Source organism: Adlercreutzia mucosicola DSM 19490 (genome assembly GCF_000422625.1).
GTDB classification, from domain to species: domain Bacteria; phylum Actinomycetota; class Coriobacteriia; order Coriobacteriales; family Eggerthellaceae; genus Adlercreutzia; species Adlercreutzia mucosicola.
On record NZ_AUGK01000004.1, the window covers coordinates 114,183 to 127,806 of the forward strand.

Below are 13,624 nucleotides of genomic sequence, written 5' to 3' on the forward strand. Positions count from 1 at the left end.
GGTTGGTTGTCCGATGGACAACGCCCCGCCGTTCGATGAGCGTCGCGGTTCACTATGGAAGGCGACAGCACGGCGCGGCGGCGATGCTGTCGATGTCGTCGCCGCGACCCCCATCGGACCGAGCAAGGAGCGCACCTATGGAACTCGAGAAATCCCAAACCTGGAAGAATCTGGAATCGGCTCTGAGCCAGGAGGCCGTGGCCTATGCCGAGTACACCTTCTACGCCCAGCAGGCGGCCAAAGACGGCTACACCCAGATCTCCGACATCTTCAACGAGACGGCGGCCAACGAGCTGCACCACGCCAAGTTGCACTTCAAGAAGATGCACGACGGTGTCGTGCCCCATACGCTGCAGAACCTGAAGGACGCGCGGTCCGACGAGGACGCCGAGGTGAAGATCTACACCGATTACGCGCGCGTGGCCCGGGAGGAGGGCTTCGCCGATCTGTCGGACTTCTTCGAGGGCCTGGCCGCCATCGAGAAGAGCCACGAGGACCGCTTCGATCTGCTCATCGAGCGCATCAACAATGACGAGGTGTTCCGCCGCAAGGAAGTGAAGGTGTGGGTGTGCACCGTGTGCGGCCACATCGAGATCGGCACCGAGCCTCCGGAGAAGTGCCCCGTGTGCGCCCACCCCCGCGGTCACTTCGAGATCAAGGCCGAGAACTATTAGGAAGGTGATGCGGGGCGCGCGAGGCGCCCCGTTTTCTGCCTTTTCCGAAAAAATCTAAACCAATGCTTGCGCGTCAGCGTTTCGGGGTGTATGGTGCAACCGTCCTTTAAATGCGGTACAGAGAGGCCGACAAGGTACACCCCGTGCGCGGGGGCGCGACTGGCAAGCGTCGCGAACATAAGCGCACTCAGTGAGCCTCGTCGTCCGACGGGCTTTTTTATTGCCCGCCGGCGGCAGCGGAAGCGCGGAAAACTCGGACGCGCTTTCGGGTTTCGTCTGTACGCACTGAACCTGAGAAGGGAGTGTGTATGAACGACGCAAGCTTGGTCAAGTCCGTCTGCATGGATGCAGACGAGATCGAGCGGTCGGTGACGCGCATCGCGCACCAGATCCTCGAGGCCAACAAGGGGGCTGAGAACCTGGCGCTCGTGGGCATCGTGACCCGCGGCGATCTTCTCGCCAAGATGCTCGCCCACAAGATTCAGGAGATCGAGGGGGTGGACGTGCCCCTCGGCAAGCTGGACATCAGCTTCTACCGCGACGACTTCGCGACCCATTTCGCCCCGGAGGTCCATTCCACCGACATCTCCTTCGATATCGACGGCAAGACCGTCGTGCTCGTAGACGACGTGCTCTACACCGGTCGCACCATCCGCGCGGCGCTGGATGCCCTCATGGACATCGGCCGCCCGGCCGCCGTGCAGCTGGCGGTGCTCGTGGACCGCGGCCATCGCGAGCTGCCCATCCGCGCCGATTTCGTGGGCAAGAACGTGCCCTCCGCCTCCGACGAGAACGTGCGTCTGTTCCTCGAGGAAGTGGACGGCATCTCCGCCGTGGAGATCCTGGAAATCGAGCCGGGCAAGCGCGCCGGTTCCGCGCCGATCAAGAACAACGGGGGTGAGTAGGGCCATGGCCTTCAACCACAAGCATCTCATCGACATCACGGAGTATTCCGCCGACGATATCATGACCATCCTGGAGACGGCCAAGAACTTCAAGCAGGTCAACGAGCGCCGCATCAAGAAGGTACCGACGCTCAAGGGCTTCACCGTGGTGAACATGTTCAACGAGCCGTCCACCCGCACCCGCTCCTCCTTCGAGATCGCCGAGAAGCGCCTGAGTGCCGACTCCCTGAACTTCGGCGGGTCTTCCACGGCTACGGTGAAGGGCGAGAGCCTCGTGGACACCGTGAAGACGCTGTGCTCCTACAAGATCGACTGCATCGTGGTGCGCGACCGCTGGGCCGGCGTGCCCCGCAAGATCGCGGATGTGTCCGGCGTGTCGGTCATCGACGCCGGCGACGGCAAGCATCAGCATCCCACCCAGGCCCTGCTCGATCTGTACTCCATCTGGGAGGAGAAGGGCGACCTCGCCGGCCTGCACGTCGGCGTGGTCGGCGACATCGCCCACTCCCGCGTGTGCGGCTCGCTCATCCCGGCGCTGAAGATCATGGGCTGCGAGGTGACGGTGGTGGCCCCGCCGACGCTTTTGCCCGCTCGCCCCGACATCCTGGGCGCCGACCATGTGACGAGCAACCTCGACGAGGCCCTGCCGGAGCTTGACGTGGTGTACATGCTGCGCATCCAGCGCGAGCGCTTCGAGGGCGCGCCCTACCCGAACCTGCGCGAGTACAACCTGCTCTACGGCCTCACCGAGCAGCGCGACAAGCTGTTGAAGCCCGATGCCTGCGTGTGCCACCCGGGCCCCATCAACCGCGGCGTGGAGCTGGACAGCTTCATGGCCGACCACCCCAAGCGCTCCATCATCCTCGACCAAGTCTACGCCGGCGTCCTCGTGCGCATGGCCGCCCTGTACCTGCTCCTAGGAGGTAGCAACGATGGCATTGATGCTTAAAAACGCCCGTCTGATCGACCCGCAGATCGGCCTGGACGAGGTGGCCGACATCCTCATCCGCGACGGCAAGATCGTGGAGGTGGGCCACAATCTCACCATGGAGAAGGGCATCGAGCGCGACCTCTCCGGCAAGATCGTCACCCCGGGCCTCGTGGACATGCACGTGCACTTCCGCGATCCGGGCCAGGAGCAGAAAGAGGACATCGCCTCCGGTTCCCGCGCCGCGGCCCATGGCGGCTTTACCGCCGTGTGCACCATGCCCAACACCGACCCGGTCGTCGATGACGCCGTGGCCGTGGAGTACGTGAAGGCCCGCGCCGCCGCGGTGGGGAAGTGCCGCGTCATCCCGTCGGGCGCCTGCTCGAAGAATCTCAAGGGCGAGGTGCTCGCCGACATGGGCGACATGTACGCCCACGGCGCCCCGGTGTTCACCGACGACGGCCACGGCATCCAGGACGCCGGCATGATGCGCCGCGTCATGGACTACGCCCGCCAGTTCGACACCGCCATCATGGTGCACTGCCAGGACGACTCGCTCGTGGCCGACGGCCAGGTGAACGAGGGCGTGGCTTCCACGCGCCTGGGCATGGTGGGCTGGCCGGCCGAGGGCGAGGAGCTGGAAATCGCCCGCGACATTGCGCTCTGCCGCCTGACCGGGTGCCCCCTGCACATCCAGCACATCACCACCAAGCGCGGGCTCGATCTGGTGGCCGCCGCCAAGGCCGAGGGGCTGCCCGTGACCTGCGAGGTGACCCCGCACCATATGTTCCTCACCGAGGACGCCATCACCGCCGAGTACCAGACCTCGCTGAAGGTGAACCCGCCCCTGCGCACCGCCGAGGACGCCGCCGCCCTGGTGGAAGGGCTGAAGAACGGCGTGATCGACGCCATCGTGACCGATCACGCCCCCCACACCGATTGGGAGAAGGACCGCGAGTTCGAGCTGGCGCCCTTCGGCATGACCGGCCTGGAGACCTCCCTCGGCCTCGTGCTCACGCACCTCGTGCGCGCCGGCGTCATCGACTACGGCCGCATGGTCGAGGCCATGGCCGTGGCCCCGCGCGCCATCCTGCGCCAGGAGCCGGTGAAGATTGAGGCCGGCAGCACCGCCGACCTCACGGTCATCGATCCGGAGGCCGTCTGGACCGTGGAGGTGGAGGACTTCTGCTCCAAGGCCAACAACTCCGGCTTTATCGGCGCCGAGCTTGTGGGCCGCGCCACCGATGTGTACGTGGGCGGCTGGGCCACCATGGAGGACGGCGCCATCGTCGAGTAGCCCCGGCTTCGATACCAGTGCTCGTGCGAGACCCCCTTCAGCGAAGGGGGTCTTTTCTATGGGGCAGGCGGCAAGGGCTGCGGGGCGGACGGTTTCTCTCTTTCTATACGAAAGGGCCTCAGGGAGAAAACGTGTGGGTGATCGGGTCGTTTCGGTGCGGGAAGGCTCTCCTACAATGGGGTGCACCGGCGCTTGTGGAGGTTTTCTCCGGAGTTGAGCGGAGCAAGTAAACCTATGCTAACATCTCCCGCCGTAAGTTTGCTAAAGCTAACTAATCTCGTCAACAAAGAGAAAGGAACTGACCATGGCCCCTCTTTCCCGCCGCACTTTCGCCGCCTTCCTCGGCATTGCCGCGCTGACTCCCGTGCTCGGGGGCTGCGCCTCGAGTGTGACCGGCACTGCCTCTGGCTCCGGTGACACCGGCACGGTCAGTGACGCAGGCGCCGCCGCTTCCGGCTCGGGCATGCGCACCGTGGATACCGACAAGGGGCCGGTGGAGATTCCCGCGAACCCCCAGACCATTGTGACCGACTACTATCTCGGCGAGTTTCTGGCCGTGGACGCAAAGCCGGTCATCGCGAGCCCCTATGCGCTGAACAACCCCTTCCTGGCGGGGCTGTGCGACGGCATCGAGGCGCTGAACACCACGTCGGCCGAGACCTCCCTGGAGATGATCGCCGAGAAGCAGCCCGACCTCATCGTTACCATCACCGAGGCCGACTACGACAAGTACGCCAAGATCGCGCCGACGGTCTACATCGCCGACGGCACCCGCTCCGACGAGGATCTGTTCCGCTACATCGCGGGGCTCGTGAACAAGGCCGAGGCGGCCGAGGCCTACATCAGCGAGTTCAACGACAAGGTGGCCACGGTGAAGGACGAGATCGTGGGCATCGTGGGAGACCGCACCGTGTCCATCCTGGAGGTATGGCCCCAGGAGATCTACACCATGGGCAGCCACTTCGCCCGCGGCGGTTCCATCCTCTACGATATGTGGGGGCTGAAGGCGCCTGAGGCCATCCAGGACCCCATGGTAGACGGGGACGAGGCCTATAAGGTGATCGCGGTGGAGGCGCTGCCCGACTACGCCGGCGACTTCATCTGCTATGGCGTGCTGGACGGGGCCGATGCGGCCTATGTGGACGATTCCCAGCTGTGGAAGAACCTGCCGGCTGTCAAGAACGGCCTCGTGATGCCCTACGAGCAGGTGGCCTTCATGCACCGCGATCCCATCACGCTGACCAACCAGCTGCAGGCGTTCACGGACTTCTTCCGCGCCCATGCGGATGCGGCGGCCTAGGGGAGCGGTCCCTTGTCGCGCCTGAGAACATCGGTGTTCCTGCTCGTCGGCATCGCGGCCGTGGCCCTGGCGGCCGGACTGTCGCTGTTCGTCGGCAGCACCCCCATCGCGCCCGACCAGGTGATCGGCGCGCTCGTGGCGCCGGACATGGCGAACCAGGAGCACGTGGCCGTGCTCGAGCTGCGCGGGCCCCGCACCTTGGGGTGTATCCTCGTGGGTGCCGCCTTCGCCGTGGCCGGCGCCATCATGCAGGGGGTCACGCGCAACCCGCTGGCCGATTCGGGCCTGCTCGGCATCAACGCCGGCGCCGCCTTCGCTTTGGCGCTGTGCCTGGCGCTGCTTCCGGGCATGAGCTTCGCGGGGGTGGTGGCCTGCTCCTTTGCCGGCGCCGCCCTCGCCTTGGCCGTGGTGTTCGGGGCCGTGAGCTTCCGGCGGCGCAATATGGACCCGGTGCTCTTGGTGCTGGCCGGCTGCGCTGTGGGGCTCTTCCTCACGGCGCTGGCCCAGGGCGTGGCCATCTTCTTCAACATCGGCTACGCGCTCACCTTCTGGACGGCCGGCGGGGTGGCCGGCATCCGCGCCGACACCCTTGCCATGACGGCTCCCTTCATCGTGGGGGCCCTGGCCGCGGCCTGCGCGTTGACCCGGCGGGTGAGCGTGCTGTCCCTCGGCGACGAGGCGGCGGCCGGTCTCGGCGTGGCCGTGGGGAAGTCCCGGGCGCTGTGCCTGGCGGTCGTTCTCGTGCTGGCCGGGGCCGCCGTGGCCCTGGCGGGCCCCGTGGCCTTCGTGGGTCTTATGGTGCCCCACATCGTGCGACGCTTCGTGGGGGCCGACTACCGGGCCGTCATCCCCGCCTCCCTTGTGGCGGGGTCGACCTTCATGCTCTTGGCCGACGCGGCGGCCCGCACCCTCATCGCCCCGAGCGAGGTGCCCATCGGCATCATCTTCGCCATCGTGGGCGTGCCCTTCTTCATCTGGTGCGCCCGAAGGGAGGCGACGGGCCTTGACTGAGACGCTGAGGCGCCATCGCGGCGCGGCGATGATCGCCCTTCTGGCCCTGGCGGCCGCACTCGCGCTCTGGGCCGACATCAACGCCGGCTATCGCAGCATCTCCCTGAACGAATTGGGGCAGATCGCTCGGGGCACGGCCCCGGCGAGCCTGACCTACACCCTGGTGGAGCTGCGCCTGCCCCGAGTGCTCACGGCCCTGCTCGTGGGCGCGGGACTCTCTTTGGCCGGCTGCCTTCTGCAGGGGGTGTCGCGCAACGACATGGCCGACCCAGGCGTGCTCGGCATCAACGCCGGGGCCGGGCTGCTCGTGGCCGCCTTCATCGTGTTCGTGCCCGCGGGCCTCGTTCCGAGTACGGTGGCCCTGCCCCTGCTCGCCTTCGCCGGCTCGGCGGCCGTGGCCTTCGCCGGCTGGCGGCTGTCGGTGGTGCGCGGCGCCTCCAGCCCGCGGCGGCTGCTGCTGATCGGCGTGGCCCTAGCCACGGGGCTCTCCAGTGCCACCTCGCTGCTCATGCTGTCGCTGCCCGATGGGGACTACGCCTTCGTGCAGAATTGGATCGCCGGCAACATCTGGGGAGCCACCTGGGAGAACATCCCCATTCTGGCTGCGGGGCTCGGGGTGCTGACGGCATTGGCCCTCTATCAGGCCCGCACCCTGGACGTGCTGGGGCTCGGCGCGGCGGCCGCTACGGGGCTGGGAGCGAACGTGCCCCGGGCCACGGCGGCGCTCACGGCCGTGGCCGTGGGGGCCTCGGGGCTCTGCTGCGCGGTGGGCGGCGGCCTCACCTTCGTGGGGCTTGTCTGCCCCCATGTGGCCCGGCGCCTGGTGGGACCCTCCTTCCGCGTGCTCGTGCCGGCCAGCGTGCTCGTGGGGGCCACCCTCATGCTTATCGCCGACATCGTCTCGCGCACGCTGCTCGCGCCCAACGAGATTCCGGTGGGCATCGTGGCGGCGGTCATCGGCGCCCCGTATTTTCTGTACTTGCTAGCCAGATCCTAGAGAGGGGAGCGCTGTGGAGCCGACTGCGACGCCATCGCCGTCGATGGCACCGGACAACGAGAAAACTGCCTTCTGCGAGACCTGCGACCGCACCTGCGAGCGGTTCGCCGATGCAGCCCTGCGGGGCGAGGGGGTGGCCGTGGGCTACGGGGACCGCCTCATCATCGAGCCCATGGACGTGGCCGTGCCCGCCGGCGAGGTCACCGCCATCATCGGCCCGAACGGCTGTGGGAAATCAACGCTTTTGAAGGCCCTCTCCCGCACCATGCCCCTGGCGGCCGGCGCGGTGTATCTGGACGGCCGGGCCATCGCCGAGATGCCCACGGCCGAGGTGGCCCGCAAGATGGCGCTGCTGCCCCAGGCTCCCGAGGCCCCGGGCGGCCTGACCGTGGGAGAGCTGGTGGCGCTCGGCCGCTATCCGCACCAGAGGGGCTTCGGGCGCCTTTCGGCCCGCGACCGCGAGATCATCGCCTGGGCCCTGGCCATCACGCACCTGGACGACTTCAGCGGCCGCGCCCTGGACGCCCTGTCCGGCGGCCAGCGCCAGCGGGCCTGGATCGCCATGGCCCTTGCCCAGGACACCGACCTCATCCTGCTGGACGAGCCCACGACCTACCTGGACATGGCCCATCAGCTGGAAGTGCTGGAACTGTTGCGCTCGCTGAACGAGGAGCAGGGCAAGACCATCGCGCTGGTGATCCACGAGCTGAACCTGGCCGCCCGCGTCGCCGATTGGATGATCGCGCTCAAGGATGGCTCCATCCGCGGGGCCGGCACGCCCGAGGAGGTCATGACCCCGGCCATGCTGCGCGAGGTGTTCGGCCTGGACGCCCTCATCGAGCCCGACCCCTGGACCGGCCGTCCCAGCCTCGTGAGCTACCAGTTGGCCTCCTAGGGGCCGCGGCCGCGATGTTCGCCGCAGCGGGTGGTCGGGGCTTTCGCGGAAAACCGCAGCGACGAGCCGTCTTCCCCGACGGCCGCCGGGCCGACGCTGCTTGGCTCGCCAGTGCCGCTGAATCTGGCTCCAAGGCCAGTTGCTTTTGCGCAAATGCATAGAAGGCGGGCGGCACGTACTACTACTCCGCCTGGTCGAAGGCCAAGGCAGTAAAGATGAGGAAGTAGCGCCGTCGGCCCCGCTTCCCGACTTTCCGGCCCCGAATCGGCGGATGTGGCGACACGTCCTTCGCTTCGGGGCCATTCTGCGTGTTGCGGGGTTGCTTCCGGCCCCAAATCGCCGCCTGTGCCGACACGAGAGCCGATTCGGGGCCAGCCTCCAGACGACGGCGGGGTAGGGAGCGGCCATTATGCGCTAGAATGTCATCCAATGTTTTGACGGACGCGATGTGACGGGAGAGCCTATGGCGCTTTGCAACGAGAACGCCCCCATTCTGGTGAACGAGGAAGCGGGGTGCAACATCTGGCTCATGACCGTGGCCGCGCCCGAGATCGCGGCGGCGGCGCGGCCGGGGCAGTTCGTGCACGTGCGCGTGCCCGGCATGGACGACCATATCCTGCGCCGGCCTTTAGGCATCTACGTGGCCGATGCGCAGGCGGGCACCGTGGACATGATGTACCAGGTGCTCGGCTTCGGCACCGACCGCATGACCGCACTCGTCCCCGGCGATGCGGTGGAGCTCATCGGCGCCATCGGCCGCGGCTGGCAGCCCCCTGCGGGCTGCAAGCGGGCGCTCGTCGTGGCCGGCGGCGTGGGAAGCGCGCCTCTGTACCCGCTTGTGGAAGAGCTAAAGGCGTCCGGTGCGGAGGTGACGGCCGTGCTCGGCGCCTCCACCATCGATGCCCTCGTGGCCCGCGAGCGCTACGGCGCCGTTCTCGGCTGCGAGCCGGCCTGCTCCACTGACGACGGCAGCTTCGGGCGCGCGGGCTTCTGCACGCCGCTCGTGGAAGAGGCCCTTGCCGCAGCCGCCGCAGAGGGCGCTCCCTACGACTACGTGGCCTGCTGCGGGCCGGAGCCCCTCATGCGCATCGTGGCCGCCATGGCCGCCGATGCGGGCGTGTTCTGCGAGGTGTCCCTCGAGCGCCGCATGGCCTGCGGCGTGGGCGCGTGTCTGTCCTGCGTGGTCGACACGGTGGCCGGCAAGCGCCGCGCCTGCGTGGACGGCCCGGTGTTCCCCGCGAGCGAGGTGGTGTGGTAATGCAGCGTTCCCCCAAAGAGACATCGGTCAAGCTGGCCGTGAACCTCGGCGGCCTGGCCATGAAAAACCCGGTCACCACCGCCTCGGGCACCTTCGGCGCCGGACGCGAGTACCACGACTTCGTGGACGTGGCGGCCCTTGGCGCCGTTACCACCAAGGGCGTGTCGCTGAACGGCTGGGAGGGCAACGCGAGCCCCCGCATCGCCGAGACCGCTTCGGGTATGCTGAACTCCATCGGGCTTCAGAACCCCGGGGTCGCGCACCTGAAGGAGGTGGAGCTGCCCTGGCTCGCCGAGCGGGGCGCCACGGCCATGGTGAACGTGTCCGGCCATTCCTTCGACGAGTACGTGGCCGTCATCGAGGCCCTGGAAGAGGCGCCCGTGGCCGCCTACGAGGTGAACATCTCGTGTCCGAACGTGGATGCCGGCGGCATGACCATGGGCTGCCACGGGCCTTCCGTGGAGAAGGTCGTATCGATGTGCCGGGCCGCCACGAAGCGCCCGCTCATCGTGAAGCTCACCCCTAACGTCACCGACGTGGCCGAGATCGCCCGCGCCGCCGAGGCGGCCGGGGCCGACGCCATTTCGCTCATCAACACGCTTTTGGGCATGGCCATCGATGCGCGCACCCGCACGCCGAAGCTGGCCCGGGTGGTGGGCGGCTTCTCGGGGCCGGCGGTGAAGCCCGTGGCCCTGCGCATGGTGTGGCAGGTGGCTCAGGCCGTGAAGGTGCCGGTGCTCGGCATGGGCGGCATCTCCACCGGCGAGGACGCCGTGGAGTTCATGCTCGCCGGCGCCACCGCCGTGGCCGTGGGCACCGCGAACTTCGTGAACCCCACCGCCACCGTGGATGTCATCGACGGTGTCATCGACTACTGCGAGGAACAGGGCGTCGCCGACGTCAACGAGCTGATTGGAGCCCTCAAGTGCTAACCTCCTTCGATTCCATTCCCGCCCGCGACCGCGTCATCGTGGCCCTCGACTGCGACGCCTGGGAGGCCATCGCGCTGGCCGACAAGCTTCAGGGCCATGCGCAGTGGCTGAAGATCGGCATGACGCTGTACTACGCCGAGGGGCCGGCCATCGTGAAGATGTTCAAGCGCCGCGGCTTCAACGTGTTCCTCGATCTGAAGTTCCACGACATCCCGCACCAGGTGGAGGGCGCGGCCCGCTCGGCGGCCGCAAGCGGGGCCGACATGATCACCATGCACACCGTGGGCGGCATCCCCATGATGGAGGCGGCCCAGCGCGGGGCGGCGGTCGGCGCGGCCGAGTGGGGCGGGGAAGTGCCCGCCACCCTGGGCATCACCGTGCTCACCTCCATGGATGCGGCCACCCTGGCGGCCACGGGCGTCACGCGGCCTTTGCCCGAGCAAGTGGCGGCCCTGGCGGCCCAGGCCAAGCAGGCGGGCATCTCCGGCGTGGTGGCCTCGCCCCAGGAGGCAAGCGTCCTGCGGGAGATCTTGGGTCCCGACGGGTTCATCGTCACCCCCGGCGTGCGCCCGGCCGGCGCTGCCCTGGGCGATCAGAGCCGCGTGGCCACCCCGGCCCAGGCCTTCGCCAACGGTGCCTCGCACATCGTGGTGGGGCGTCCGATCACCGAGGCCGCCGATCCGGTGGCTGCTTTCGAGGCCATTGCGGCGGAATTGGAGTGTGCTTCAATATAAACGCCCTGCGTAGGTGGAGGAATTGCAGGAATTTACCCCAATTCCTCATTCGCCGTAATTTACGTGTTGTTTTGTCATCAATGCATGGTACTATTTCGGCAGCCCTAACCGGAAGGAGAACAGAACCATGGCTATCCCCGAACTCAGCCCCGAAGCCCGCGCCGAGGCACTTGAGAAGGCGAAGGCGGCACGCATCAAGCGGGCGCAGATTCGAGAAGAACTGAAGACCGGCAAGCTGACTGTTGCCCAGGTGCTCGACATGCGCGACGACCATGTGGTGGGCCGCATGAAGATCTCCACTCTCATCGAGACGCTCCCTGGCTACGGCAAGGCCAAGGCCGAGCGCATCATGAAGGAGCTGCAGATCGCCGAGAGCCGCCGCATCAAGGGCATCGGCGAGCGTCAGCGCGAGGCCCTGCTGGCTCGCTTGACCAAGTAACTACGACTGAAAAGGACTCCATGCGTACCGGAAACCTCTTCGTAATCAGCGGCCCCTCGGGGGCCGGCAAGGGAACGCTCGTCGCTCGTCTTGTGGAGGAGGTGCCTGATGCGTGGGTGTCCGTCTCGGCTACCACGAGGCGCCCCCGACCCGGCGAGGTCGAGGGCGTTTCCTATTATTTCCTGCCCAAAGAGGAGTTCCTCGCCCTGACCGACGAGGGCGGCTTTTTGGAGTGGGCCACCTATTCCGACAACTGCTACGGCACGCCGCTTTCCTCGGTGCAGCGCGAGATGGGCGCCGGCAAGCAGGTGATCTTGGAGATCGAGGTGCAGGGCGCCCTCCAGGTGAAGGAGAAGATGCCCGAGGCCCATCTCGTGTTCATCGAGCCGCCGTCGCTGGAAGAGCTGGAGCGGCGCCTGCGCGGGCGGGGCACCGAGACCGATGATGTGGTAAAGAAGCGCATGGACACCGCTCTGGTGGAGCTTTCCCATAAAATGGAGTATGATATACGGCTGGTAAACGACGATCTCGACGAAGCCGTCGCCGAATTGGTCGCTTACGTGAACGACACTGCCGAACAGAAGTAAGAGGATACCTAGTCTATGAGCATCATCGAACCGAAGATCGACGTCCTTCTGGACGAGACCGATAACGACCGATTCCTGCTGTGCGCCCTGGCGTCCAAGCGCGCCCACGACATCAACGACATGATGCGCGGCCAGCGCGATCGCGCCATTCAGCTGCAGACCGCCGTGGAGATCGCCCGCGCGGCCGACACGAAGCCTTTGTCCATGGCCTTCAACGAGATCGCCCGCGGCGAGGTTTCCTACGATCCCGAGTCGATTGACGTGAAGAACCATTAATGGAAGAGTTCCAGCGGATCATTCTCGTCCATTACCACGAGATCGGGTTAAAGGGACGGAATAGAAGCGTATTCGAGAAGCGCCTTCAGAAGAACTTGGAGGCGCTTCTTGGCGCATACCCGATCGTTACCATCCACCGTATCTCCGGGCGCATCCTGGTGTTTCTGCGCGAGGGAACGTCTCTGGAAGCGGCCAACGCCTGCACCGACGCCATCTTAGGCATACCCGGGGTGGCCCGGGTGTCCTGCGGCTTCAAGTGCGAGCAGGACATGGAGGCGATGGGCCGCGCGGCCTGCATCGCCCTGGCCGAGGCCGAGCCCTTCGCCAGCTTCAAGGTGGCGGCGCGGCGCAACCACACTACGTTCCCCATCGACTCCATGCAGATGAACCGCGATGTGGGCGCGGTACTCTGCGAGGCCTTTCCCGCGAAGAAAGTGCAGATGAAGGGCCAGGATATTACCGTGGGCGTGGAAGTGGTAGAGGGCTCCACCTATGTGTATGCCCGCAGCGAGCGCGGCATCGGCGGTCTGCCGGTGGGCAGCTCGGGCACGGTGGTGAGCCTGCTATCCTCGGGCATCGACTCGCCGGTGGCGCTGTGGCGCATGGCGCGGCGCGGCGCGGTCTGCGTGGGCGTGCACTTCTCCGGCCGGCCCCAGACCTCCGATGCCTCGGAGTTCCTCGTGGACGATATCGCCCGGGTGCTGGAGCGCACGGGTTGCATCGGGCGCGTGTACGTGGTGCCCTTCGGCGACTACCAGCGCGAGATCTCCGTTTCGGCACCCCCGGCCCTGCGGGTGATCCTGTACCGGCGGCTGATGTTCCGCGTTGCCGAGGAGATCGCGCGGCGCGAGCGCGCCGGGGCCCTGGTGACAGGCGAGAGCCTGGGCCAGGTGGCCTCCCAGACGCTGGACAACATCCGTGCCACCGACGCCTCGGTGGCGATGCCGGTGCTGCGGCCCCTTATCGGGTCGGACAAGCTGGAGATCATCGACCAGGCCCAGGCGCTCGGCACCTTCGAGATCTCCTCGATGGACGCGCCGGACTGCTGCACGCTGTTCATGCCCCGCAACCCCGAGACCCACGCGAAGCTGGAGGACGTGGAGGCGGCCGAGGCGGCGTTCCCCCTGGAGGCGTGGGTGACCGAGCTGGCGGACGCCGCCGAACCCCGCGACTACCGCTGCCCCGCTTACCGCCCCCCGAAGAAGAGGCCGGCGTAGCGACCGATTACCTACCGAACGGCTTGAAGGCTCCGGTGCTGTGAACTGCGGCACCGGGGCCTTCTTGTATCAGGGTGAGGCTATGGGGGGCGGTTTCGATTGGCGGCCGAATCGAGGACGGTTGCGGGGCGGCCCCGGCGCGAGCCGCGGACGGCTGGGAAGAGGTGGTCGGGC

The 13,624-nt window shown here is 67.1% G+C and carries 15 protein-coding genes; all 15 read left to right on the plus strand.

Features of this window, described 5'->3' with window-relative positions:
* Nucleotides 1–137 precede the first annotated feature (137 nt).
* The 15 genes from G503_RS0102050 to thiI all read left to right on the plus strand — a co-directional run bounded on the left by G503_RS0102050 (nt 138) and on the right by thiI (nt 13,450).
* Nucleotides 138–674, plus strand: coding sequence for a rubrerythrin family protein (locus G503_RS0102050; protein WP_028026273.1), 537 nt, complete (start codon nt 138–140; stop codon nt 672–674).
* Nucleotides 675–982: 308 nt separating this feature from the next.
* Complete coding sequence (gene pyrR / locus G503_RS0102055; protein ID WP_016308900.1) at nt 983–1,579, plus strand: bifunctional pyr operon transcriptional regulator/uracil phosphoribosyltransferase PyrR; 597 nt, start codon at nt 983–985, stop codon at nt 1,577–1,579.
* Between the two features lie 4 nt (nt 1,580–1,583).
* Nucleotides 1,584–2,528 carry an aspartate carbamoyltransferase catalytic subunit gene (locus tag G503_RS0102060; RefSeq protein ID WP_016308899.1) on the plus strand — a complete coding sequence of 315 codons (945 nt, stop codon included), beginning with the start codon at nt 1,584–1,586 and terminating at the stop codon, nt 2,526–2,528.
* Nucleotides 2,512–3,804: a dihydroorotase gene (locus G503_RS0102065; RefSeq protein ID WP_028026274.1), complete on the plus strand. Its 1,293-nt coding sequence runs from the start codon at nt 2,512–2,514 to the stop codon at nt 3,802–3,804. The genes G503_RS0102060 and G503_RS0102065 overlap by 17 nt, the downstream gene beginning before the upstream one ends.
* A 304-nt stretch (nt 3,805–4,108) precedes the next feature.
* A complete protein-coding gene (locus G503_RS0102070) occupies nt 4,109–5,104 on the plus strand; it encodes an ABC transporter substrate-binding protein (protein ID WP_051190832.1) in 996 nt (331 codons plus the stop codon).
* A gap of 12 nt (nt 5,105–5,116) precedes the next feature.
* The gene (locus tag G503_RS13205) at nt 5,117–6,115 is read left to right on the plus strand and encodes a FecCD family ABC transporter permease (RefSeq protein ID WP_035021459.1); all 999 of its coding nucleotides are present in this window, start codon (nt 5,117–5,119) and stop codon (nt 6,113–6,115) included.
* On the plus strand, nt 6,108–7,112 hold the full coding sequence (locus G503_RS0102080) for a FecCD family ABC transporter permease (protein ID WP_028026276.1): 1,005 nt from the start codon (nt 6,108–6,110) through the stop codon (nt 7,110–7,112). The genes G503_RS13205 and G503_RS0102080 overlap by 8 nt, the downstream gene beginning before the upstream one ends.
* A 13-nt stretch (nt 7,113–7,125) precedes the next feature.
* Nucleotides 7,126–8,007, plus strand: a complete 882-nt coding sequence (locus G503_RS0102085) for an ABC transporter ATP-binding protein (protein ID WP_235715469.1) — start codon at nt 7,126–7,128, stop codon at nt 8,005–8,007.
* A gap of 463 nt (nt 8,008–8,470) precedes the next feature.
* Nucleotides 8,471–9,265 (plus strand): dihydroorotate dehydrogenase electron transfer subunit, encoded by a 795-nt coding sequence (locus G503_RS0102090; protein WP_028026278.1) that lies wholly within the window; start codon nt 8,471–8,473, stop codon nt 9,263–9,265.
* Nucleotides 9,265–10,197 carry a dihydroorotate dehydrogenase gene (locus G503_RS0102095; protein WP_035021461.1) on the plus strand — a complete coding sequence of 311 codons (933 nt, stop codon included), beginning with the start codon at nt 9,265–9,267 and terminating at the stop codon, nt 10,195–10,197. The genes G503_RS0102090 and G503_RS0102095 overlap by 1 nt, the downstream gene beginning before the upstream one ends.
* On the plus strand, nt 10,191–10,931 hold the full coding sequence (gene pyrF, locus G503_RS0102100) for an orotidine-5'-phosphate decarboxylase (RefSeq protein ID WP_028026280.1): 741 nt from the start codon (nt 10,191–10,193) through the stop codon (nt 10,929–10,931). Before G503_RS0102095 ends, pyrF begins: the two co-directional genes overlap by 7 nt.
* 127 nt (nt 10,932–11,058) lie before the next feature.
* Nucleotides 11,059–11,370, plus strand: coding sequence for an integration host factor, actinobacterial type (gene mihF, locus G503_RS0102105; protein WP_028026281.1), 312 nt, complete (start codon nt 11,059–11,061; stop codon nt 11,368–11,370).
* 20 nt (nt 11,371–11,390) lie between these two features.
* Complete coding sequence (gmk, locus tag G503_RS0102110; RefSeq protein WP_028026282.1) at nt 11,391–11,957, plus strand: guanylate kinase; 567 nt, start codon at nt 11,391–11,393, stop codon at nt 11,955–11,957.
* Nucleotides 11,958–11,972: 15 nt separating this feature from the next.
* Nucleotides 11,973–12,233, plus strand: a complete 261-nt coding sequence (locus tag G503_RS0102115) for a DNA-directed RNA polymerase subunit omega (RefSeq protein WP_028026283.1) — start codon at nt 11,973–11,975, stop codon at nt 12,231–12,233.
* Complete coding sequence (gene thiI / locus G503_RS0102120; protein ID WP_028026284.1) at nt 12,233–13,450, plus strand: tRNA uracil 4-sulfurtransferase ThiI; 1,218 nt, start codon at nt 12,233–12,235, stop codon at nt 13,448–13,450. The genes G503_RS0102115 and thiI overlap by 1 nt, the downstream gene beginning before the upstream one ends.
* Nucleotides 13,451–13,624: the final 174 nt, after the last annotated feature.

What these genes read in the sequence shown, in the direction of transcription:
- gmk (WP_028026282.1), top strand. Translation starts at nt 11,391, where the DNA reads ATGCGTACCGGAAACCTCTTCGTAATCAGCGGCCCCTCGGGGGCCGGC.
- G503_RS0102095 (WP_035021461.1), top strand. Translation starts at nt 9,265, where the DNA reads ATGCAGCGTTCCCCCAAAGAGACATCGGTCAAGCTGGCCGTGAACCTC.
- G503_RS0102090 (WP_028026278.1), top strand. Translation starts at nt 8,471, where the DNA reads ATGGCGCTTTGCAACGAGAACGCCCCCATTCTGGTGAACGAGGAAGCG.
- pyrR (WP_016308900.1), top strand. Translation starts at nt 983, where the DNA reads ATGAACGACGCAAGCTTGGTCAAGTCCGTCTGCATGGATGCAGACGAG.
- thiI (WP_028026284.1), top strand. Translation starts at nt 12,233, where the DNA reads ATGGAAGAGTTCCAGCGGATCATTCTCGTCCATTACCACGAGATCGGG.
- G503_RS0102060 (WP_016308899.1), top strand. Translation starts at nt 1,584, where the DNA reads ATGGCCTTCAACCACAAGCATCTCATCGACATCACGGAGTATTCCGCC.
- G503_RS0102115 (WP_028026283.1), top strand. Translation starts at nt 11,973, where the DNA reads ATGAGCATCATCGAACCGAAGATCGACGTCCTTCTGGACGAGACCGAT.
- mihF (WP_028026281.1), top strand. Translation starts at nt 11,059, where the DNA reads ATGGCTATCCCCGAACTCAGCCCCGAAGCCCGCGCCGAGGCACTTGAG.
- G503_RS0102065 (WP_028026274.1), top strand. Translation starts at nt 2,512, where the DNA reads ATGGCATTGATGCTTAAAAACGCCCGTCTGATCGACCCGCAGATCGGC.
- G503_RS0102050 (WP_028026273.1), top strand. Translation starts at nt 138, where the DNA reads ATGGAACTCGAGAAATCCCAAACCTGGAAGAATCTGGAATCGGCTCTG.
- G503_RS0102070 (WP_051190832.1), top strand. Translation starts at nt 4,109, where the DNA reads ATGGCCCCTCTTTCCCGCCGCACTTTCGCCGCCTTCCTCGGCATTGCC.